We start from the raw sequence: 19,763 nt of genomic DNA on the forward strand, positions 1-19,763 counted from the left end.
TTCCTTAACGAATGATGTAGATGGTCGCGAAGAGACCGATCCAGACGACGTCTACGAAGTGCCAGTAGTAGGACACGACGATCGCGCTGGTGGCCTGCTCATGCGTGAAGCGCTTCGCGGCGTACGTGCGTCCCAGCATGAACAGGAACGCGAAAAGGCCACCGGTCACGTGCAGGCCATGGAAGCCCGTCGTCAGGTAGAACACCGAGGTGTAGGCGTTAGCGGACAGGGTCGCGCCCTCCGACGCCAGCTCGCCGTACTCGTACAGCTGCCCGGCCACGAAGACCGCGCCCATGAGGAAGCTGACGATGTACCAGAAGCGGAGCTTTTGCACCTGCCCCTTCTCTGCGGCCCACACACCGAACTGGCACGTCACACTCGACAGGACCAGGATGATCGTGTTGACCGTCGCGAACGGGATGTTCAGGTGAGCGCCCTCTGCGACCTCGAGGCCCGCCTTGTGCAGCGCGGGCCCCCAGACGAGGCCGTTGCCCTCGCTCACCGACCGGATGGTGAAGTACATCGCGAACAGCGCCGCGAAGAACATGAGCTCGGAGGACAGCCAGACGATCGTCCCGACACTGACCAGATTGGGTCTGCGGTACGACTGTGCTGTCGTCGTCGAAGTTATTGCGGATGCTGTCGCCACGGGCAGCATTATTGCGGCTTCGGTGGTCGGTCCCGCGCACGACCCCCCGGTTAGCAGGTACAAACCGGTAGGCAACCTGGGATAATCGCCTCAAAAGGCCCTGTCAGACATGGTGGCCTGGGAATGCACAGCCGCGCACCGGTACCATCCGAGGTGACCATACCGCTACAAGGGATAGTGAGCGCGACAGTGACGTCCACTGGGAGCACCGGCGACACGATGAGGGTCCTCGTCTACAGCGACGACGCCGCCACCAGGGCTGAGGTGAGCCAGGCCATCGGCAGGCGCCCCGCGGCCGACGTACCCCTCGTGGAGATCGTGGAGTGCGCCACCGAGCCCAAGGTCCACCAGTGGCTGGGCTCAGGCGAGATCGACGTGGCCGTCCTCGACGGCGAGACGCAGCCCGCGGGCGGCATGGGCGTCTCCCGCCAGGCCAAGGACGAGGTCTACGACTGCCCGCCCATCTGCCTGATCATCGCCCGGCGCGACGACCGCTGGCTGGCCGAATGGTCCAAGGCCGACGCCGTCGTGCCGCAGCCGCTGGAGCCCATGGTGCTCGCCGACACGGTGGCCGACCTGATGCGCCGCCGCTCCTCCACCCGACTCAACGCCAAGTAGGTGCCCATGGACTCCCGGACGACCTGGCCCACCCTGCTCTCCGCTCTCCTGTCCGGGGAGCACCTCACCTCCGACGAGACGGCCTGGGCGATGCGGGAGATCATGTCCGGCGCCGCGACGCCCGCCCAGATCGCCGGGTTCGCGGTCGCGCTGCGCGCCAAGGGCGAGACGGTGGCCGAGGTGGTGGGCCTGGCCCGCACCATGCTGGAGCTGGCCACGCCGCTGAGCGTGGAGGGGCCCGTGGTCGACATCGTCGGCACGGGCGGCGACCGCGCCCACACCGTCAACGTCTCGACGATGGCCGCCATCGTGGCCGCCGCCGCGGGCGCCCGGGTCGTCAAGCACGGCAACCGCGCGGCCTCGTCCTCGTGCGGCGCGGCCGACGTCCTGGAGCACCTGGGGATCCGGCTCGACCTCACGCCCGAGCAGACCGCGCGGGTGGCGCGCGAGGCGGGCATCGCGTTCTGCTTCGCCCCGGTCTACCACCCCGCGCTCCGCTTCGCCGGTCCGCCGCGCAAGGAGATCGGCGTGCCCACGGTCTTCAACTTCCTGGGCCCCCTCACCAACCCGGCCCGCCCCGCCGCCCAGGCCATCGGCGTCTTCGACCCGCGCATGCTGCCCGTCCTGGCCGGCGTCTTCGCCGAGCGCGGCGTCTCGGCCCTGGTGTTCCGCGGCGACGACGGGCTCGACGAGCTGACCATCGCGGGCACCTCGACGGTCTGGGTGGTCAAGGAGGGCACGGCCACGCAGGCCACCTTCGACCCGACGGTCCTCGGCATCCCGCGCGCCGACGTGGGCGCGCTGCGGGGCGGCGACGTGACGTTCAACGCCCAGGCCGTACGCGACCTGGTGCAGGGCAAGACGGGTCCGGTGCGCGACGCCGTCCTGCTGAACGCCGCCGCGGCCCTGGTGGCGCTCAACGGGCCCGGCGACGACCTCGACGCGGCCATGACCGAGGGCTACGCCCGAGCGGTCCAGGCCGTCGACTCGGGCGCGGCCGCCGCCACCCTCGACCGCTGGGTCGAGGCCAGCGCCTCCTTCAGCCGCGCCTGACGGCGCCACTCCGCGGCCTCCGAAATGGCGCCGCCTTCGTGAAATCGGGCTCGGTGGGGCGGCGTACGCGCCCCGGCGTGACAGCCGGGGCGTTACGGAACCGGCATCAGAACGTGATGGTCGGGCCGCCCTTGAGCACGCTCCACTTGAGCCACTCCTTCCAGTTCTCCTGCCAGTGCCCCCACCCGTTCGTGGGCTCCAGCTTCCGCGGCGTCCCCGTGATGATGATCGGATCCCCGATCAGCGTGTTCTTGAGGAACCAGATGGCGTTCGCCGGGCTGATGTTCACGCAGCCGTGGCTGACGTTCGAGTTCCCCTGGGAGCCCACCGACCAGGGTGCGCTGTGCACGTACTCGCCGCTGTTGGAGATGCGGACGGTGTTGTAGACCGTCAGTGAGTAGTACCCGGGCTGTCCAGGGCCGGCGTCGGGCGAGGTCATGACCGTGACGGGCTCGCGCGACATCGCCAGGTGGACGCCCGAGGTCGTGTGGTACTTCCATACCCCGCCCTGGCCCGCGCTCATCGGCATCTCGCGGATCTTCCTGCCGTCCCGCCGGACGATCAGCACGTGCTCGTTGGTGCTGCCCTTGGTGATCTGCTCGCGACCGATCTTGAAGTCGAGCCGTACGTCGCGCTTGCCGTACATGCCTGGGCCGCCGCGCACGCCGGCGAGCTTCGCCTCCACCTGGACCTTCGTGTGCGCCGGCCAGTACTTCTCCGGCCGGAAGTCCACGTGGCTGTCGTCGAACCAGTGCCAGGCCCCCTCCACCGGCTTGGAGCTGCGGACGGTGAGGTTGCGCTCCACGGACACCCGGTCGGCGATGGGCTTGTCGAAGGCGATCATGATGGGCATCCCGACGCCGACCGTCAGCCCGGTGTCCTCCTTGTTCGGGGTGATCGTCTTGATGTCGAACGCCTTGTCGCCCTTGACCGTCGTGAACGTGCTGGTGGTCTGGCTCTCCTTGCCCGCGCCGTCCACGGAGACCACGGTGACCGTGTAAGCCGTGCTGGGCCTGGCGGTGACGTTGCTGCGCCAGCGGGTGCGGTCGGTGCTGAGCACGCCCGCCAGCGGCCCGGACTTGCCGCCGTCCACCCGTACGCTCTTGAGCGTGCCCGTACGGGCCGAGACCACCAGGGGCTGGTCTGTGGGCACGTTCGCGGCCTTGTCGTGCGGAGAGAACGTCACAGAGGGCCCCTGGGCCCCTCCGGCCATCGCCATCCCGCCAGTAGGTTTCGGTGCGCCGCCCGCTGAGCACGCAGACAGCAGTGCCACGGCCAGCAGCCCGGCCGATCCCTTCGCTACGTGTCCCACGAATGACTCCCTCGTCCGCGATCGAACCGCTTCCGTCTCCTTTATTACCCTCCGTGATCGATTAACCACATCCGCATACTGGTAAAGAACGCGAAAAAGCGGGCGTCCCCCCTCAAGAGAGACGCCCGCTTCGGCAAAACAGGTCAGTGCGAGAAGTGACCCCGGTAGTACTGGAACACGAACCCGATCATGGCCATGATGACCAGGAAGAGCCCGATCAGGAACATCCAGAAGCCGATCACGAACCCGGCGAAGGCGAAGGCCGCCGCCAGGCACAGGAACAGCGGCCACCAGCTGCTCGGGCTGAAGAACCCGATCTCGCCCGCGCCGTCGCTGATCTCGGCCTGCTTGTTGTCCTCCGGCTGGGCGCCGATGCGCCGCGCGGTGAACATCAGGTAGTAGCCGACCATGAACGCGAACCCGACCGAGATCGCCATGGCCGTGGTGCCGACCGGCTCACCCTGGCCCGTCGCCGCCTTGGTCCAGAACCAGTAGGCGACGTCGACGCCGGCGAAGAACAGGCCGCACGCGAGGAACAGCCAACCCTGGACTTTCATCAGGCCTCAACCTCCTGCGCCGGCTTGGCAGAAACGTGCGGGTAGTGCAGGTCGAACGCCGGGCGCTCGGACCGGATGCGCGGCAGCGAGGTGAAGTTGTGCCGCGGCGGCGGGCAGGAGGTCGCCCATTCGAGCGAGCCGCCGTAGCCCCAGGGGTCGTCGACCGTGACCTTGGGCGCGCTGCGCCAGGTCTTCCAGACGTTGTAGAAGAACGGCAGCGTCGAGGCGCCCAGGACGAACGCGCCCACCGACGAGATCATGTTGAGGTCGGTGAAGCCGTCAGCCGCGCTGTAGTCGGCGTAGCGGCGCGGGAAGCCCAGCATGCCCAGCCAGTGCTGGATGAGGAACGTCGTGTGGAAGCCGATGAACAGCAGCCAGAAGTGCAGCTTGCCGAGCTTGTCGTTGAGCATCTTGCCGGTGAACTTGGGCCACCAGAAGTAGAAGCCCGCGAACATGGCGAACACGACCGTGCCGAAGACCACGTAGTGGAAGTGGGCGACGACGAAGTAGGTGTCGCTGATGTGGAAGTCGAGCGGCGGCGAGGCCAGGATGACGCCCGTCAGACCGCCCAGGAGGAAGGTGACGAGGAAGCCGACCGAGAAGAGCATCGGCGACTCGAACGACAGGTGCCCCCGCCACAAGGTGCCGATCCAGTTGAAGAACTTCACACCCGTCGGCACCGCGATGAGGAATGTCATGAACGAGAAGAACGGCAGCAGCACCTGCCCGGTCGGGAACATGTGGTGCGCCCAGACCGTGATGGACAGACCCGCGATCGAGATCGTCGCGACCACGAGGCTGATGTAACCGAAGATCGGCTTGCGGCTGAAGACCGGCAGGATCTCGCTCACGATGCCGAAGAACGGCAGCGCGATGATGTACACCTCAGGGTGGCCGAAGAACCAGAACAAGTGCTGCCACAACATCGCGCCGCCGTTTTCCGAGGCGAAGATGTGGGTGCCGAGCTTGCGGTCGGACTCCAGCGCGAGCAGCGCGGCGGCCAGCACGGGGAAGGCCATCAGCACGAGCATGCTGGTGAGCAGCACGTTCCAGGTGAAGATCGGCATGCGGAACATGGTCATGCCGGGCGCGCGCATGCAGATGATCGTGGTGATGAAGTTAACCGAGCCGAGGATCGTGCCCAGACCCGACAGGGCCAGGCCCATGATCCACAGGTCGCTGCCGATGCCGGGCGAGTTGATCGCGTTGGACAGCGGCGTGTAGGCGAACCAGCCGAACGAGGCCGCGCCGCCCGGGGTGAAGAAGCCCGACACGGCGATGATGCTGCCGAACAGGTAGAGCCAGTAGCTCACCATGTTGAGGCGCGGGAACGCCACGTCGGGCGCGCCGATCTGCAGCGGCATCAGCTCGTTGGCGAAGCCGGCGAACAGCGGCGTCGCGAACATCAGCAGCATGATCGTGCCGTGCATGGTGAACAGCTGGTTGAACTGCTCGTTGCTGGTGAACTGCATGCCCGGCTGCGCCAGCTCGGCCCGCATGACCAGCGCCATGACGCCGCCGATCAGGAAGAAGGCGAACGACGTGATCAGGTAGAGGTGCCCGATGATCTTGTGATCAGTGGAGGACAGCCACTTGGCGATCACCTGGCCCTTGGTTACGGGCCTGGCCGACGCGCGTAGGGGTTCGTGGATGGCGGTCACTGGGCACTCCCAGCCTGGTGTGTCGCGATGTACTGGTCGAACTCTTGCTGCGGGACGAGCTTCACCGAGAAGAGCATGCGGCTGTGGTCGACGCCGCACAGCTCGGCGCAGCGGCCCGCGAAGACGCCGGTCCGGTCAAGGGTCGTGATCTGGAACTTGCGGCCCGGGTTGTCTTCCTTGATCCCGGGGAGGACGTCCCGCTTGAACAGGAACTCCGGCACCCAGAACGAGTGGATGACATCGTCGGTCGACAGGTCGAACTCGACCTTCGTCTTCGTCGGCAGGACCAGCTGGGGGCCCTGGTGGTAGTCACTCACCGGCACGCCCGCGACCGGCTGCAACGTCTTGCCGTTGACGGTCGTGGTGAAGCGCCAGCTCCACTGGAAGGCCTCGACCTTGACCTTGACGGTCGCGTCGCCGTCCACCCGGGTCAGCGTCTCGCTGTCGCGGGCGGTGAAGAAGAAGAACACCGACACCATGACAAGCGGGATCAAGGTGTAGAGCATCTCGATCGGCAGGTTGTAGCGCACCTGCGGCGGGAGATCCGCGCTGGACTTGCGCTTGCGGTGGAAGATGGCCGCCCACACGATCAGAACGATGACCACGGCGCCCGTGGCGAGGGCGGCGATCCAGGCCCCGTTCCACAGGCTCTGGACCACGTCACCCTGCTCGGTGACATGGTCGGGAAGAAGGCCGCGAGACCAGTCAGCCTTCGGTACGTCATTAGCACACGCCGTAGCAGTGGCCAGCAGCAACGCCAAAGCGGCGGCGCGCGGCACCCTGCGCCGGGCCAACGAACGCCGCGTCGTACGGCGAGTCGGACTCACGGATCGCCTACCCCACAGATGAAGCCCAAGAGTCTCTCTCTTGGGCGCTCCTATTTCCAGATGCACAGCTGATTGCAGACACATTAGCGTGCAGGTGCCTCGCCCTACCGCGCGACCCCTCGATGGCGCCGCAAGTGGGACGATAAGTCTCGTGGCGTACTTCGACGCGGCTTCGAGCGAGCCGCTCCACCCTCAGGCACGCGAGGCGCTGCTGGCGGCGATCGACGTCGGCTGGGCCGACCCCGCGAGACTGTACGGCCAGGCCCGCCGCGCGCACCTGCTGCTCGAGCAGGCCCGCACGGAGGTGGCCGAGGCGCTCGGCGCGCGCCCGGACGAGGTGTCGTTCACCTCATCCGGCACACAGGCCGTGCATCTCGGCGTCCTCGGCACCCTACACGGCAGGCGCAGGGCCGGGCGCCACCTGGTGACCAGCGCGGTCGAGCACTCCAGCGTGCTGCACGCCGGCGGGGTGCACGAACGCGACGGCGGCACGGTGGAGACGGTCGGCGTGGACCTGACGGGCCGGGTCGACCTCGACCGCTTCGCCGAGGCGGTCTCCCGTCCCGGCACCGCGCTGGCCTGCCTGCAGACGGCCAGCCACGAGGTCGGCACGATGCAGCCGGTGGCCGAGGCCGCCGCGGCCTGCCGGTCCCACGGGGTTCCGCTGCTGGTGGACGCGGCGCAGACGGCCGGCAGGATGCCGATACCGGACGGCTGGTCGGTGCTCACCGCCAGCGCACACAAGTGGGGCGGCCCCGCGGGGGTGGGCGTGCTGGTGGTGCGCAAGGGCACGCGGTTCCGCTCGTTCCTGCCGGAGGACGAGCGGGAGCGGCGGCGGGTGCCGGGGTTCGAGAACGTGCCCGGCATCGTGGCGGCGGCGGCCGCCCTGCGCGCGATGGCCGCGGAGGCGGCGCAGGAGCAGGCGCGCCTGTCCGAGCTCGTCGGGAGGATCAGGGAGACGGTGCCGAAGATCGTCCCGGACGTGGAGGTCATCGGCGACCCCGTTGAGCGGGCGCCGCACATCGTGACCTTTTCGTGCCTGTACGTCGACGGCGAGGCGCTGCTGACCGAGCTGGACAAGGCTGGTTTCGCGGTTTCGTCAGGAAGCTCGTGCACCGCTAGTACGCTTCGTCCATCGCACGTTCTTGAAGCGATGGGCGTGCTGACGCATGGCAATGTCCGGGTGTCGCTGCCCAGGGGCACTTCCGCGGCCGAGGTCGACAGATTCCTCGCCGTGCTGCCCGATCTGGTGCGCCGCATCCGCCAGGACGCGGGAGTCGCATGACCGAGGTTACCCAGCCGGCTCTGACGATCGACGCGCTCGGGAAGAAGTGCCCGATCCCGATCATCATGCTCGCCGAGCAGATCAACTACGTCCCGCTCAACGCCGTCGTGGCCGTGCTGGCCGACGATCCGGCGGCTTATACGGACGTTCCGGCGTGGTGCAGGCTGAAGTCGCACCGGCACGTGGGTTCGTACGAGCTGCCCGAGGGCGGCTGGGCGATCCACGTGAGGCGCAACTACTGACTTTTCCCCAAATGGGTGGGTAGGGGCTTCCCGTACGAAGTCATCGACCTTCGGGGGAAAAGCTCATGACAAGCGGACATCCGCACGAGACCGCCCGTGACCTGATGAGTCCGGGAGCGGAGTGTATCGGGGCGCACGAGACACTCGACCGGGCGGCGCAGCTGATGCGTAACAGCGACGTGGGATCGCTGCCCGTGTGCGGGCCGGACGAGCGCGTGAAGGGCATCATCACCGACCGCGACATCGTGATCAAGTGCATCGCGGCGGGTCACGACCCGTCGAAGGTGACGGCGGGCGAGCTGGCCGGCGGGCTCGTCTTCGTCACTCCGGACACGAGCGTGGACGAGGCGCTCACCAAGATGGAGGAGAACCAGATCAAGCGGCTGCCGGTGCTGGAGAACGACCGCATCGTCGGCATGATCAGCGAGTCCGACCTGGCCAGGCACCTGCCCGACGCCCAGCTCGCCGAGTTCATGCACCACGTGTACGCGAGGGGCTGACGAGGCGCTGGGCCGTACCGGAAGAGCCAGGGCCGCGAGACGCCGCCCCGCCGCATGCCGGGCGGGGCGGCTTGTCATGTTACGGGTGGTAGCAGCGGACGAACTCGGCGACCTCCGCCGCGGCGCCGGCGCCGTAGGCGGCGGCGAAACGCTCGAGGAAGACCTGCTGGCCGAGCTCGTACTCCTGGCCGCCGACGCGTTCGAGCACGTGGGTGGCGGTCAGGTTGCCGATCTGGCCGCAGCGCTCCAGCGGCAGCCCCCAGGCCAGGCCCGACAGGAACCCGGCGCGGAAGGCGTCACCGACGCCGGTGGGGTCGGCCTTGCCCCTTTCGGGGGCGGGGGCGACGGCGATGGACGGCTCGCCCCTCCGGTCGATGACGGCGCCCTTCGGGCCGAGCGTGGTGACCCGGACGCCGACCCGGTGCAGGATCTCCTCGTCGGACCAGCCGGTCTTCTGCTCGATGAGCCCCTTCTCGTAGTCGTTGGAGAAGAGGTAGGCGGCGCCGTCGACGAGCTGGCGGATCTGCTCGTCCTCCATGCGCGCGAGCTGCTGGGAGATGTCCGCGGCGAACGGGATGCCGCGCTGGCGGCACTCGTCGGTGTGGCGCAGCATCGCGTCGGGGTCGTTGGGGCTGATCAGCACCAGGTCGAGGCTGCCCAGGCGGCTGGCGACGGGCTGCAGCTCGATGAGCCGCGCCTCGGCCATGGCGCCGGTGTAGAACGAGGCGATCTGGTTGTGGTGCTGGTCGGTGGTGCACAGGAAGCGCGCGGTGTGCTGGGTCTCCGAGATGTGCACGGAGTCGCAGTCGACGCCGTGGCGCTCCAGCCACGACCGGTAGTCGGCGAAGTCGTTGCCGACGGCGCCCACGAGCACCGGCTTCAGGCCCAGGCAGGCCATGCCGAACGCGATGTTCGCGGCGCAACCGCCGCGACGGATCTGAAGGTCATCGACCAGGAATGAGAGTGACACCCGGTCAAGCTGCTCGGCGATCAGCTGGTCGCCGAAACTTCCTGGGAAGGTCATCAGGTGGTCTGTCGCGATGGAGCCGGTAACGGCGATGCGCACGGGATTCTTCTTCCTCGTTGTCAGCAGGCCAATGAGCCCAACGAGAATACGCGAAGGTCCCGCTCGCTTAAAGCAAGCGGGACCATGCGGCCACCGACTAGTTGAACGAGTCACCACAGGCGCAGGAGCCCGTGGCGTTGGGGTTGTCGATGGTGAAGCCCTGCTTCTCGATGGTGTCCACGAAGTCGATCGTGGCCCCCATCAGGTAGGGAGCGCTCATGCGGTCGGTGACCACCCCGACGCCCCCGAAGTCCGACACCACGTCGCCGTCCATCGACCGGTCGTCGAAGAAGAGCTGGTAGCGCAGACCGGAGCAACCGCCCGGCTGCACGGCGACCCGCAGCTGCAGACCTTCCTCGCCCTGCTGCTCGAGCAGGCTCTTGACCTTGGCGGCGGCCGCGTCAGTCAGGATCAGGCCCTGCGCCGTGGTCTCGCTGCTCTCAACCGTCATCTGCTGACTCCCTAACCCGGCTGTCTGTTTCTGACGTCCTACTAATGACGCTACCAACACCTGGCCCATGCCACACATTCCCGGAGCGCCCGCCCCCGTAATAAGCAGGTTCGTCCGTGTGCCATCATGAGTATCGTCAATTCGACGATAAGGGGGTATGGCCATGGCCACCCAGACTGGGCTGCCGCTCTTCGTCCTCGGCCGGGGCGCCGATCCGCACAGCGAGAAGGGGGTCGAGTGCCCGGGCGAGCTGCCGCCCGCCTCCGACCCCGACCTGGTGGAGCGGGCCAGGAAGGCGAAGGAGGCGCTCGGCGACCGCCTGTTCGTGCTCGGGCACCATTACCAGCGCGACGAGGTCATCCAGTTCGCCGATGTGACGGGCGACTCGTTCAAGCTGGCCCAGCAGGCGGCGGCCCGGCCGGAGGCGGAGTTCATCGTCTTCTGCGGGGTGCACTTCATGGCCGAGTCGGCCGACATCCTGACGGCCGATCCGCAGAAGGTGATATTGCCTGACATGGCGGCCGGGTGCTCGATGGCGGACATGGCCACGTTCGACCAGGTCGAGGAGTGCTGGGACGCCCTGGAGGACGCCGGCCTGGTCGACCAGGTGATTCCGGTCACGTACATGAACTCCAGCGCCGACATCAAGGCCTTCTGCGGCAGGAACGGCGGCGCGGTCTGCACCTCCTCCAACGCCCGCCGCGCCCTGGACTGGGCGTTCTCGCGCGGCGAGAAGGTGCTGTTCCTGCCCGACCAGCACCTGGGCCGTAACACCGCGGTGCTGGAGATGGGCATGTCCCTGGAGGACTGCGTCGTCTGGAACCCCCACCGCCCGAACGGCGGCCTCACCCAGGAGCAGCTGGAGCGGGCGAGGATGATCCTGTGGCGCGGCCACTGCTCGGTGCACGGCCGCTTCACGGCCGACTCGGTGGACGACGTACGCTCCCGCATCCCCGGCGTGAACGTCCTGGTGCACCCCGAGTGCCGGCACGAGGTCGTGCTCAAGGCCGACCACGTGGGCTCCACCGAGCACATCATCAAGACGCTTGAGGCGGCGCCTGCGGGCTCGAGCTGGGCGATCGGCACGGAGCTCAACCTGGTCAAGCGCCTGGCCCAGACGTTCCCCGACAAGAGCATCTCGTTCCTGGACAGGACGGTGTGCTACTGCTCGACCATGAACCGGATCGACCTGCCGCACCTGGTGTGGGCCCTGGAGTCTCTGGTGCTGGGCGAGGTCGTCAACCAGATCACGGTGGACGAGGACACCGCCCACTGGGCCAAGGTCGCCCTGGACCGCATGCTGGCACTCCCGTAGCCCCCGAAGCGGGCGCGGGGAGGAGCATGGCGCCGGGCAGCGGGTCCGATGGCGCCCGGCGCCGTCGCGGCCCGCTGCGGCGCGTTCAGCGGAAGGCCGCGGCGTTGCGCCGGGCCCAGGCGGCGAACGGGCGGGCAGCCCGGCCGAGCACGCGCTCGACGTCCGGGCTGATCCGCTGTTCGGCCGGGGTCGGCTCGCCGAGGATGGCCAAAGTGGTGTCCGCGACCGGCTCCGGCATGAACGCGAGCATCTGAGCCCGGGCCTCCTCGCGGCTCTGCTCCACGAACGCGACCACCTCGCCGAGCGCCTCCCCGATGGCGGCGGCGCTCTGGCGCGGGGTCACCAGCTCCGGCCCGGTGAGCTCGTAGATCCGGCCGTCATGGCCGGGCTCGCGCAGCACCGTGGCCGCGACCTCGGCGATGTCGTCGGGGTCGATGACCGGCAGCCCGACGTCGCCGAACGGCGCGGCGACCGTGCGGCTCGCTCGAACCGGCTCGGCCCACGCGAACGTGTTGGAGGCGAATCCGCCCGGCCGCAGGATCGTCCATCGCGCGCCCGAGTTCATGACCGCGCGTTCGACCTCCGCTCCGAAGCGGCCGTGGGACGCGCTCTCCGGACGGGTCACCACACCCTGCGACGAGAGCAGGACCATCCTGCCCGGCCCGCTGACCGCGGCGACGATCTCCTTGGGCTCCGCGGCGAACAGATCGCCACTCGTGAGCAGGAACACCGCCTCGGCACCCTGCAGAGCCGGGCGCATGCTCCCGGGGTCGGCCAGGTCGGCGGCGACCGCGCGCACGCCCTCGGGCACGTCCGCGCCGGTGATGCGGCGCGACACCGCGGTGACCTCTTCGCCCGCCTCGGCCAGCAGCCGGACCAGCGTCCTGCCGACGTTTCCCGTGGCTCCCGTGACGACGATCATGATGATTCCCCTCAAAGTTAGTTAGTCGGCTGACTCACTCGTGAAGGACCATAGCACGACTCCGGCACCTATAGTTAGTCAGGTGACTGACTCGACGCGCTCCCGGGTGAAGGCCGCCTCCGCCAAGCGGCAGCGGCTGATGGCCGCCGCCGCCCAGGTCGTGCACCGGCAGGGGGCCGAGCGCACCACCATCGCCGACATCGCGCGCGCCGCCGACGTCCCGGTGGGCAACGTGTACTACTACTTCAAGACCAAGGACGAGCTGGTCGCGGCCGCGCTCGCCGAGCACGCCCGGCAGCTGGAGCTTCTCACCGACCGCCTGGACCGCCTCGGCGACCCGAGGGAACGACTCAGGAGCCTGGTCGAGGCCTGGGTCAGCCAGCGCGACCTCGCCGCCCGCTACGGCTGCCCGACCGGAACGCTCGCCGCCGAGCTCGACAAACGCGACGAGGGCGGCCTGGATGTGGAGGCGGGCAGAGTCATCAGGCTGCTGATCGACTGGGCCGAACGCCAGTTCAGGGAGCTCGGGCTGCCCGACCCGGAGGGGCTCGCCCTGACGCTGGTGGGCGCCTACCAGGGCATGTCCCTGCTGGCCAACGCCCTGCGCGACCCCGGCATCATGAACCGCCAGGGCGCGCGCCTGCTCGACTGGCTCGACTCACTCTCCGCCGAAGCCGTCTAGGCCGTTCTCCGCACACACCGCCCGGCGCGGGGCCGGCCATGCGTGACGCAGGAGCGCGGGGCGGTCGCGGTGACGTGCGGAGAAACAGGTCTAGGCGAAGTCGTAGCCGAGCCGGACGGTCACCGTCAGCGTCTGGCGACCGGGGCTGATGGACGCATCGCTCTCGGCCGCCGCCAGGGCCATGTGACGCAGGGGCTGCGGGCCGCCGCCCTTGAGCTCCTCACTGACCGAGACCACCCTGCCCAGGGGGCGCCCTGCCAGCTCGGCGTAGTGGGCGGCCTTGGCGGCGGCGTCCCGGAACGCCCTCGCCCTGGCCTCCTTCATGAAGCCGGACGAGTCGGACACTTCGAACGCCACACCGTTCAGCCTGGCCTCCTCCCCTACTCCGGCCACCGTGTCGATGACGTGATCGGCCCGCGTCAGGTCGCGGACGACCACCTCCACGCCCTGGACGGCCCGGTACGCGGCCACCTTGGGGTATGACTCGTACTCCGGCCCCAGCGACAGCTCCACCGTGCGCACGTCCTCCGCGGCGACGCCCGCCCTGGCCAGCGCCTCGGCCAGCCGGGCGGCGGCGGATCTGGCGGCGCTGAAGGACTCCGCGGCGGAGGCCCTGCGGACCTCGACGCCCGCGTGCAGCCGCAGGATGTCGGGTGCGGCCAGCACGGCGCCTTCGCCGACGACGGTGATGTCCACGCCTACCCCCTCAGATCGGGTTCCGCATCGATCCTAGGACGCACGGCCCATATGCGGCCGGAACGGAGACCACGCGCTCGGCCCATATGCGGCTGGAACGGACCGCCCACGCGCCCGGCTCAGCTGCATGCTCTGCCCTCTTGGCCCGCCACGCCGTCAGGTGCGTCCGAGACGGCGTCGGCGATCGCCTGGGGATTCCGCAGCTGTACCCGGTGCCTGGATTCAGGCAGGCGTACGAGCCGGGCGGACAGGAGGCCGGCCTGCCGGGCCGTGCTGCGCGCGCCCGTGCTGATCACCGTGACCGGTACGTCGGGGATCGGCCTGTCCGCCCTCATCCGGCGCAGGTCGTCGGCCATGTCGCGGCGGGCCAGCCACTCCCCCGCCACCGCGGCGAGCACCTTGCCCACGCGGTAGACGCCGTACGGGTCGCGCACGCCGGTGAGCAGCCGGTGCGCCACGGGCCCCGCGAGGCGGGCCAGGGCGGCCGCGCCCCACGTGCCGCCCAGCGCGGGCAGCCACCGGCCGGCGCTCGCGGCCGGCGCGAACAGCCTGCGTTCACCGGCGTCCGCCGGGTCGACCAGGACGAGCTTGGCCACGCGGAGCGGGTGCAGCCTGGCGAACGCCTCGGCGTGCCAGCAGGCCACGCCCTGGGCGACGACGATCACCCGATCCGGGTGCGCGGGGGCCAGCGCGGCCAGGCGGGCGGCCTCGCCGTACAGGGTGGGCGGGTCGGGCGAGCACGGGCTGAGGCCGAGACCCGGGCGGTCGAAGCGGATGACGCGATGAGTCGCGGCCAGCCGGGCGGCCACGGCGTCCCAGTGGAACCAGGCGCCCCCGAGCCCCGCGGTGATGAGCAAGGCGGGCCCGGCTCCCTGCTCGACCACATGCGGCCGTACGTCCCCGGGCGACGCCGTCGTGCGGGCGGTCACGTCGTCCGAGACGAGCAGGTGGAGCGCCGCGTACACCAGCCAGATCGCGAACAACGTCAGCTGCGCCCGGTGCGCGATCCCCACCCCGTGCCGGTCGGCGTGCGCCGACAGCACGAGCAGCGTGGCCGCCAGCCCCAGCCACGTGAACAGCCACGACACCCACGAGCGCCATCGCGCGCTGAGCAGCACCATCGCGGCCAGCACGGCGGCCGTGGCCAGCATGCCCGCCACCAGGTGCGCGTAGTGGGCGGACGACATGGACCGCCGCCCGCAGGACGGATCGCTCAGCGTGGCGCAGTCCAGCGGGAACAGCCCGGACGCGAGGGTGAGCAGCCCGAAGGCGGCCAGCGCCAGCCAGCCCCGCCCCTCGCGCGCCGCCCTCGGCACCAGCGCCACCCCCAACGCGCACGCCAGCCCCGACAGCGCGTCGCTGACCCGGAACAGGCGCGTCCACGGCTGGTCGCGGGCGGCCAGCTCGCTGACGTACCCGTCGGTCCTGTCGACCTCCGGCGAGGTGAACTGGCCGGTGATCCACGCGCTGCCCAGCACCGCCGCCACGATGAGCGCGCAGGCCGCGAGCACGTACAACCTTCGCTCCACGTGATCATTAGATCACCCGGAGTAGCGGTCGGCTCTGTCAGAGACCGGGCGCGCCCCAGACCGGGAACCAGCGGCTGAGGTCCTTCTCCAGTGGCAGCTCCCCCTCGAGGACGCCTCTCACCTGGAGTTCGAGCGCGTTGTCTCGCCGCTGCCCGGAAAGCGGGGCGAACGGGTAGAACGTCCCGCGCTTGTAGAGGTACACGATCGCCAGCCGCCCGCCGTCGTCCTGACCGGCGAAGGACACCAGCGAGCAGAGCAGGGAGGGCCCGAACCCTGCCGACTCCAGCGACGAGTTGACCGCGTGCAGCTCGGTGACCAGGTCGCCGAGCTCGTCGGGCGAGCGGCGCACCAGGAGCCAGGTGTAGCCGTAGGAGTCGTGCGACTCCTCGACGCGCTCGCCGAGCAGCGCCTTGACGTCGCGTTCGAGCGTGGCGAACGCGCCGCCCTCCGCGGCCCTGAACGCCACCGAGCCGCGGCCGGTGGGCACGAACCCGGTCGCGGCCTGCAGCGTCACGGCGGCGGACGGCAGCGCGAACAGCGCGTCGAGGTTGGGCTTGGCCGGTTTCGACCGGCCAAGCAGCGCGTCGAGCCAGCTCATCGGGGTTCAGCCCCTTCCGAGCTGCTTGGAGATGTTCGCCAGTTGCTCCAGCCGCCGGTCGAGCGACGGGTGGGTGGAGAACAGGTTCGCCAGCGACTCGCCAGGGCGGGCCGCCGGGGCGAAGTAGAAGGCGTTGAACGGCGCCGCCTCGCGCAGGTCCTGGGTCGGAATCCTCGCCATGTCGCCGCTGATCCTCACCAGCGCGCTGGCCAGGGCGGACGGGCGTTGCGTGAGCAGCGCGCCCGCGCGGTCGGCCGACAGCTCACGGTAGCGCGACAGGGCGCGGGTGAGCAGGAAGCTGATGGCGTACACGGCGACGGAGACGAGCAGGATGATCAGGCCGACGGGCAAGCCGCCCTGGTTGCCGTTGCGGCGGCCCCCGAGCCCCGTGTAGAGGGCGAACCTGGTCATGAGCCCCGCCACGATGCCCAGGAATGAGGCGACGGTCATGACGGCGACGTCGCGGTGCGCGACGTGCGACAACTCGTGTGCGAGCACGCCTTCGAGCTCCTGAGGCTCCAGGCGGCGCAGGATGCCGGTCGTCACGCAGACGACGGCGTTCTTCTGGTTGCGGCCGGTGGCGAACGCGTTGGGGACGTCGGATTCCGCGATCGCCACCCGCGGCTTGGGCATGTCGGCGAGCGCGCACAGCCGGTCGATCAGGCCGTGCAACTCGGGGGCCTCCTGCGGCGAGACCTCCCGCCCATGCATCGCGAACAGGGCGATGCGGTCGGACAGGAAGTACTGCACGAACAGCAGGCCCCCGGCTATCACCAGCACGGTCAGCGCCCGCACGCCGAGTGCGATCAGGACGCCGACGAACACGACATAGAGCAACCCGAGCAGGAACATCGTCACGGCCATGCGGGTGGTCAACCCGCGGTCGGACGCGAACCGCGTGCCCATGGCTCAGCCCGGGATAAGGCCCTGGTCGCCCAGCATCTCCCGGACCTCCTCGATCGAGGCGTCCGCGGGGGGAAGGATCAGCTCTGACGGCTCAAGGCTGTCGTCGGGAAGCGCCTTGCCCACCTGGCGCACCTTGTCGAGCAGCGCGTGCAGCTTGGCGCGGAAGACCGGCTCGTCGCCGACCTCGATGGCCGCCTCGAGCTCGGTGTCGAGCTCGTTGAGCACCACGATGTCGTCGGCGGAGATCTCCACCTGGCCCTCGCCCATGATCCTGACAATCATGCGGGCTCCCCGGGCTGGCGAAGCTGCTGGGTGTGGCTCTGACCGTGCTGCTGCGGCTGCGCCTGGGGCTGGGCCTGCTGCTGCGGCTGGCCCTGCTCGATGGCGCTCTGCGGCGCGGGGCCCTGGCCCAGCTCGGCCTTCATCCTGGCCAGCTCCAGCTCGACGTCCATGCCGCCGCCCATGCGGTCGAGCTCGGCCTGGATGTCGTCGCCGCGGGTGCCGGTGTAGTCGTCGAGCGCGCCGCTGGCCAGCAGCTCGTCGATCGCGCCCGCACGGGCCTGCATCTGCGCCGTCTTGTCCTCGGCACGCTGGATCGCCAGGCCGACGTCGCCCATCTCCTCGGAGATGCCGGAGAACGCCTCGTTGATGCGGGTCTGCGCCTCGGCGGCGGTGTAGGTGGCCTTGATCGTCTCCTTCTTCGTACGGAAGGCGTCGACCTTGGCCTGCAGCCGCTGGGAAGCCGTGGTCAGCTTCTCCTCCTCGGCCTGCAGGTTGTCGTGCTGCAGCTTGAGGTCGGCCATCTGCGTCTGCAGATTGGCGCGCCGCTGCAGCGCCTCGCGGGCCAGGTCCTCGCGCCCCACGGACAGCGCCTTGCGGCCCTGCTCCTCGTAGCGCTGGGCCTGCTTCTCGAGGCCGGTCATCTGGAGCTCCACCCTCTTGCGCGACGTGGCGACGTCGGCCACACCCCTGCGCACCTTCTGCAGCAGCTCGAGCTGCCGCTGATAGGAGTAGTCAAGGGTCTCGCGTGGATCCTCCATCTTGTCCAGGGCCTTGTTGGCCTTGGACTTGAAGATCATCGAAAGTCTCTTCATCACGCTCATGCGCGTCGGCCGTCCCCTTCTAGGTCGTGCTGGTGTTCACCCAATGCAGCGCAGCCGCCTTGGGATTACCCTACGCATAACGCACGAGGGCGTCACTAAGTTGCAGTCCAGGTAGGGTTGACGTCGTGTTGCGACGCCGTTCCCAAACCTCCGTGGACGACACCCCCGTCCCCGATGACGATCCTAAGCCCCAAGGTAAAGGTCGTCCCACACCCAAGCGCCGTGAGCAGGAAAGCAGGCGGCGCCAGCCGGTCCATGCGCCCAAGGACCGCAAAGAGGCCTATCGCCAAATGCGGACCAAGCAGGCCGCCGAACGCGAGAGGGCCCGCAAGGGCATGCTCGCGGGCGACGAGAAGTATCTTCCCGTTCGCGACAAGGGCCCGGCGCGCAAGTTCGCGCGTAACTGGGTCGACTCCCGGCGGCTGCCGAGCCAGTATTTCCTGCCTTTCTCGCTACTGATCCTGCTGGCGACGTGGATCCCGTGGCCGATGACGATCCGCGCCCAGGTGCTGGGCTACGTGGTCAGCATCGGGTGGCCGATCATGATGATCGGCGTGCTGTTCACCTCGGTCTACGTGGCCTGGAAGGTGAAGCGGGAGGTGGCGGCGAAGCTGCCCGACGAGAGCCTCAGGGGCGTGGGCTTCTACGCGGCGATGCGGGCCCTGCAGATCCGCAAGCTCCGCTTCCCGCCGCCCACGGTGCTGCCGGGCGGCAAGCCGGTGCCGCCGAAGAAATAGCCGCACCGGCCTTCACGGGCTGCCGCCCCCGGTGTCGTCCCAGCGCAGCACCCCTCGCTGGACTGCGGGCCGCCAGCCGTCGACCGCCCTGCCGTGCTCCAGGGCGTCGGCGACGGCCCGCAGCAGCGCGTACGTGGACTGCAGGCGAGGCGCCATGCCGGAGACCGTGTCGTCCCATCCGACGGCGCCCCCGGCGGAGTCCACCACGGCGTACTCCATGTTCTCCGAGTCACGCTCGGCGAAATGGAGGAACGGGATCATCCGGCCGTTCCAGTATTCGGTGGCGGGGTCGCTCCCGAGGTCGGTGCGCTCCCAGGAACAGAGCCGGCGCCAGGTGTCCCTGATCTGGCGGACGCTGAGAGCGTCGGCGCCGTCGTACCAGAAGCCGAGGACCGACCGCCCCCGCGAGCCGTTGTGGCGCAGGAGTGAGGCCCTCAGGTCGTCGGGGAAGTCCACGCCCATCTGCGACTCGGCGATCGCGATCGTGCGCGCCCTGCCAGGTCCGGCGAGAGTCCGGTACGTCCTGGGCGCCTTCGCCCTCAGCCACCGCTCGATCCGCCGCCACTGCCGGTCCACGGCCCGCTTGACCTCAGGGTCGATCGGCCGCACGGTGACCGGGCGCCGGGCGGGCGAGCAGTTGGGGTCGGGGATCTCGGCCGGCGGCCGGGTGGGGACGGCGGTGGGGACCGGCGGCGGGGTGCTCGTGGCGGGCGGTCCGGTGGCGGGAGCGGGCGAGCGCTCTGTCCCAGCCGTGAGCGCCGCCTGCCCGGCCTGGTAGGCGCGCCACTCCAGCGCGGCCGCCTCTCTCGGCTCCGCAGGGATCAGGGCGGCCCCCAGCGTCAGCGCCACGATCCCCGCGATGGCGGCCCACACCAGGCCGATCCGCGTGCTCCCTGCCGGTCGCGGCGCCGGTGGGGGTGAAGGCTGCCTGTCGGGCATCTGGGCGCGCCGGCGCAGCCGCACCGCAATCGCGGTCAGGATGGCCGCCGTCAGCGCCAGCCGTACGAGCTTCAGCACGTCGCGCACCCTATCCCGAAACCGATCACCACATGAC

At 69.5% G+C, this 19,763-nt stretch carries 23 protein-coding genes; 8 read left to right on the plus strand and 15 right to left on the minus strand.

Annotated elements, in window-relative coordinates; translation table 11 throughout:
* Positions 1 to 4: 4 nt before the first annotated feature.
* Positions 5 to 658, minus strand: a complete 654-nt coding sequence (locus ACIBVN_RS11670) for a heme-copper oxidase subunit III (RefSeq protein ID WP_397135217.1) — start codon at positions 656 to 658, stop codon at positions 5 to 7.
* 210 nt (positions 659 to 868) lie between these two features.
* Here ACIBVN_RS11670 and ACIBVN_RS11675 point away from each other — a divergent pair, with 210 nt between their 5' ends.
* Together ACIBVN_RS11675 and trpD are read left to right on the plus strand one after the other, a co-directional pair.
* The gene (locus ACIBVN_RS11675; RefSeq protein WP_397135322.1) at positions 869 to 1,267 is read left to right on the plus strand and encodes a hypothetical protein; all 399 of its coding nucleotides are present in this window, start codon (positions 869 to 871) and stop codon (positions 1,265 to 1,267) included.
* Between the two features lie 6 nt (positions 1,268 to 1,273).
* On the plus strand, positions 1,274 to 2,320 hold the full coding sequence (trpD, locus tag ACIBVN_RS11680; protein ID WP_397135219.1) for an anthranilate phosphoribosyltransferase: 1,047 nt from the start codon (positions 1,274 to 1,276) through the stop codon (positions 2,318 to 2,320).
* A gap of 106 nt (positions 2,321 to 2,426) precedes the next feature.
* On the opposite strand, the gene ACIBVN_RS11685 is transcribed toward trpD, so the two are convergent.
* The 4 genes from ACIBVN_RS11685 to ACIBVN_RS11700 all read right to left on the minus strand — a co-directional run bounded on the left by ACIBVN_RS11685 (position 2,427) and on the right by ACIBVN_RS11700 (position 6,509).
* Entirely contained in the window at positions 2,427 to 3,506 is a 1,080-nt protein-coding gene (locus ACIBVN_RS11685) for an Ig-like domain-containing protein (RefSeq protein ID WP_397135221.1), read from the minus strand.
* 269 nt (positions 3,507 to 3,775) lie between these two features.
* Complete coding sequence (locus ACIBVN_RS11690) at positions 3,776 to 4,189, minus strand: cytochrome c oxidase subunit 4 (RefSeq protein WP_397135223.1); 414 nt, start codon at positions 4,187 to 4,189, stop codon at positions 3,776 to 3,778.
* A complete protein-coding gene (ctaD, locus tag ACIBVN_RS11695; protein ID WP_397135225.1) occupies positions 4,189 to 5,850 on the minus strand; it encodes a cytochrome c oxidase subunit I in 1,662 nt (553 codons plus the stop codon). Before ctaD ends, ACIBVN_RS11690 begins: the two co-directional genes overlap by 1 nt.
* On the minus strand, positions 5,847 to 6,509 hold the full coding sequence (locus ACIBVN_RS11700; RefSeq protein WP_397135227.1) for a cytochrome c oxidase subunit II: 663 nt from the start codon (positions 6,507 to 6,509) through the stop codon (positions 5,847 to 5,849). The genes ctaD and ACIBVN_RS11700 overlap by 4 nt, the downstream gene beginning before the upstream one ends.
* A 319-nt stretch (positions 6,510 to 6,828) precedes the next feature.
* Between ACIBVN_RS11700 and ACIBVN_RS11705 the strand changes: the two genes are divergently transcribed.
* The 3 genes from ACIBVN_RS11705 (at position 6,829) to ACIBVN_RS11715 (ending at position 8,704) form a co-directional block, all read left to right on the plus strand.
* The gene (locus tag ACIBVN_RS11705; protein WP_397135229.1) at positions 6,829 to 7,962 is read left to right on the plus strand and encodes a cysteine desulfurase family protein; all 1,134 of its coding nucleotides are present in this window, start codon (positions 6,829 to 6,831) and stop codon (positions 7,960 to 7,962) included.
* Positions 7,959 to 8,204 (plus strand): sulfurtransferase TusA family protein, encoded by a 246-nt coding sequence (locus tag ACIBVN_RS11710; protein ID WP_043638353.1) that lies wholly within the window; start codon positions 7,959 to 7,961, stop codon positions 8,202 to 8,204. The genes ACIBVN_RS11705 and ACIBVN_RS11710 overlap by 4 nt, the downstream gene beginning before the upstream one ends.
* A gap of 65 nt (positions 8,205 to 8,269) precedes the next feature.
* Entirely contained in the window at positions 8,270 to 8,704 is a 435-nt protein-coding gene (locus ACIBVN_RS11715) for a CBS domain-containing protein (protein WP_397135231.1), read from the plus strand.
* A 79-nt stretch (positions 8,705 to 8,783) separates the two neighbouring features.
* On the opposite strand, the gene ACIBVN_RS11720 is transcribed toward ACIBVN_RS11715, so the two are convergent.
* On the minus strand, positions 8,784 to 9,770 hold the full coding sequence (locus tag ACIBVN_RS11720) for a carbohydrate kinase family protein (protein ID WP_397135233.1): 987 nt from the start codon (positions 9,768 to 9,770) through the stop codon (positions 8,784 to 8,786).
* A 97-nt stretch (positions 9,771 to 9,867) separates the two neighbouring features.
* Complete coding sequence (locus ACIBVN_RS11725) at positions 9,868 to 10,221, minus strand: iron-sulfur cluster assembly accessory protein (RefSeq protein WP_349448128.1); 354 nt, start codon at positions 10,219 to 10,221, stop codon at positions 9,868 to 9,870.
* 157 nt (positions 10,222 to 10,378) lie between these two features.
* Here ACIBVN_RS11725 and nadA point away from each other — a divergent pair, with 157 nt between their 5' ends.
* Positions 10,379 to 11,536, plus strand: a complete 1,158-nt coding sequence (gene nadA, locus ACIBVN_RS11730) for a quinolinate synthase NadA (protein WP_397135235.1) — start codon at positions 10,379 to 10,381, stop codon at positions 11,534 to 11,536.
* A gap of 85 nt (positions 11,537 to 11,621) precedes the next feature.
* On the opposite strand, the gene ACIBVN_RS11735 is transcribed toward nadA, so the two are convergent.
* Positions 11,622 to 12,458, minus strand: coding sequence for an SDR family oxidoreductase (locus ACIBVN_RS11735; RefSeq protein WP_397135237.1), 837 nt, complete (start codon positions 12,456 to 12,458; stop codon positions 11,622 to 11,624).
* 82 nt (positions 12,459 to 12,540) lie between these two features.
* Here ACIBVN_RS11735 and ACIBVN_RS11740 point away from each other — a divergent pair, with 82 nt between their 5' ends.
* Positions 12,541 to 13,140: a TetR/AcrR family transcriptional regulator gene (locus tag ACIBVN_RS11740; RefSeq protein WP_397135239.1), complete on the plus strand. Its 600-nt coding sequence runs from the start codon at positions 12,541 to 12,543 to the stop codon at positions 13,138 to 13,140.
* A gap of 90 nt (positions 13,141 to 13,230) precedes the next feature.
* Here ACIBVN_RS11740 and ACIBVN_RS11745 read toward each other — a convergent pair whose 3' ends face one another.
* The 6 genes from ACIBVN_RS11745 to ACIBVN_RS11770 form a co-directional block, all read right to left on the minus strand.
* A complete protein-coding gene (locus ACIBVN_RS11745) occupies positions 13,231 to 13,836 on the minus strand; it encodes an SIMPL domain-containing protein (protein WP_397135241.1) in 606 nt (201 codons plus the stop codon).
* 119 nt (positions 13,837 to 13,955) lie between these two features.
* Complete coding sequence (locus ACIBVN_RS11750; RefSeq protein WP_397135243.1) at positions 13,956 to 15,365, minus strand: alpha/beta fold hydrolase; 1,410 nt, start codon at positions 15,363 to 15,365, stop codon at positions 13,956 to 13,958.
* Between the two features lie 37 nt (positions 15,366 to 15,402).
* The gene (locus ACIBVN_RS11755) at positions 15,403 to 15,963 is read right to left on the minus strand and encodes a hypothetical protein (protein WP_397135245.1); all 561 of its coding nucleotides are present in this window, start codon (positions 15,961 to 15,963) and stop codon (positions 15,403 to 15,405) included.
* A 6-nt stretch (positions 15,964 to 15,969) separates the two neighbouring features.
* Entirely contained in the window at positions 15,970 to 16,869 is a 900-nt protein-coding gene (htpX, locus tag ACIBVN_RS11760) for a zinc metalloprotease HtpX (RefSeq protein ID WP_397135247.1), read from the minus strand.
* A 3-nt stretch (positions 16,870 to 16,872) separates the two neighbouring features.
* Positions 16,873 to 17,151, minus strand: a complete 279-nt coding sequence (locus ACIBVN_RS11765; RefSeq protein WP_397135249.1) for a hypothetical protein — start codon at positions 17,149 to 17,151, stop codon at positions 16,873 to 16,875.
* Positions 17,148 to 17,972, minus strand: coding sequence for a PspA/IM30 family protein (locus tag ACIBVN_RS11770; RefSeq protein ID WP_397135251.1), 825 nt, complete (start codon positions 17,970 to 17,972; stop codon positions 17,148 to 17,150). Before ACIBVN_RS11770 ends, ACIBVN_RS11765 begins: the two co-directional genes overlap by 4 nt.
* A 152-nt stretch (positions 17,973 to 18,124) precedes the next feature.
* Between ACIBVN_RS11770 and ACIBVN_RS11775 the strand changes: the two genes are divergently transcribed.
* Positions 18,125 to 18,709 carry a DUF3043 domain-containing protein gene (locus ACIBVN_RS11775; RefSeq protein WP_397135253.1) on the plus strand — a complete coding sequence of 195 codons (585 nt, stop codon included), beginning with the start codon at positions 18,125 to 18,127 and terminating at the stop codon, positions 18,707 to 18,709.
* 12 nt (positions 18,710 to 18,721) lie between these two features.
* On the opposite strand, the gene ACIBVN_RS11780 is transcribed toward ACIBVN_RS11775, so the two are convergent.
* Positions 18,722 to 19,726 carry an SMI1/KNR4 family protein gene (locus ACIBVN_RS11780; RefSeq protein ID WP_397135255.1) on the minus strand — a complete coding sequence of 335 codons (1,005 nt, stop codon included), beginning with the start codon at positions 19,724 to 19,726 and terminating at the stop codon, positions 18,722 to 18,724.
* Positions 19,727 to 19,763: the final 37 nt, after the last annotated feature.

The organism is Nonomuraea sp. NPDC049400, assembly GCF_044466425.1.
GTDB lineage: Bacteria > Actinomycetota > Actinomycetes > Streptosporangiales > Streptosporangiaceae > Nonomuraea.

What these genes read in the sequence shown, in the direction of transcription:
- ACIBVN_RS11670 (WP_397135217.1), bottom strand. Translation starts at nt 658, where the DNA reads ATGCTGCCCGTGGCGACAGCATCCGCAATAACTTCGACGACGACAGCA.
- ACIBVN_RS11675 (WP_397135322.1), top strand. Translation starts at nt 869, where the DNA reads ATGAGGGTCCTCGTCTACAGCGACGACGCCGCCACCAGGGCTGAGGTG.
- trpD (WP_397135219.1), top strand. Translation starts at nt 1,274, where the DNA reads ATGGACTCCCGGACGACCTGGCCCACCCTGCTCTCCGCTCTCCTGTCC.
- ACIBVN_RS11690 (WP_397135223.1), bottom strand. Translation starts at nt 4,189, where the DNA reads ATGAAAGTCCAGGGTTGGCTGTTCCTCGCGTGCGGCCTGTTCTTCGCC.
- ACIBVN_RS11710 (WP_043638353.1), top strand. Translation starts at nt 7,959, where the DNA reads ATGACCGAGGTTACCCAGCCGGCTCTGACGATCGACGCGCTCGGGAAG.
- ACIBVN_RS11715 (WP_397135231.1), top strand. Translation starts at nt 8,270, where the DNA reads ATGACAAGCGGACATCCGCACGAGACCGCCCGTGACCTGATGAGTCCG.
- ACIBVN_RS11725 (WP_349448128.1), bottom strand. Translation starts at nt 10,221, where the DNA reads ATGACGGTTGAGAGCAGCGAGACCACGGCGCAGGGCCTGATCCTGACT.
- nadA (WP_397135235.1), top strand. Translation starts at nt 10,379, where the DNA reads ATGGCCATGGCCACCCAGACTGGGCTGCCGCTCTTCGTCCTCGGCCGG.
- ACIBVN_RS11735 (WP_397135237.1), bottom strand. Translation starts at nt 12,458, where the DNA reads ATGATCGTCGTCACGGGAGCCACGGGAAACGTCGGCAGGACGCTGGTC.
- ACIBVN_RS11755 (WP_397135245.1), bottom strand. Translation starts at nt 15,963, where the DNA reads ATGAGCTGGCTCGACGCGCTGCTTGGCCGGTCGAAACCGGCCAAGCCC.
- htpX (WP_397135247.1), bottom strand. Translation starts at nt 16,869, where the DNA reads ATGGGCACGCGGTTCGCGTCCGACCGCGGGTTGACCACCCGCATGGCC.
- ACIBVN_RS11765 (WP_397135249.1), bottom strand. Translation starts at nt 17,151, where the DNA reads ATGATTGTCAGGATCATGGGCGAGGGCCAGGTGGAGATCTCCGCCGAC.
- ACIBVN_RS11770 (WP_397135251.1), bottom strand. Translation starts at nt 17,972, where the DNA reads ATGAGCGTGATGAAGAGACTTTCGATGATCTTCAAGTCCAAGGCCAAC.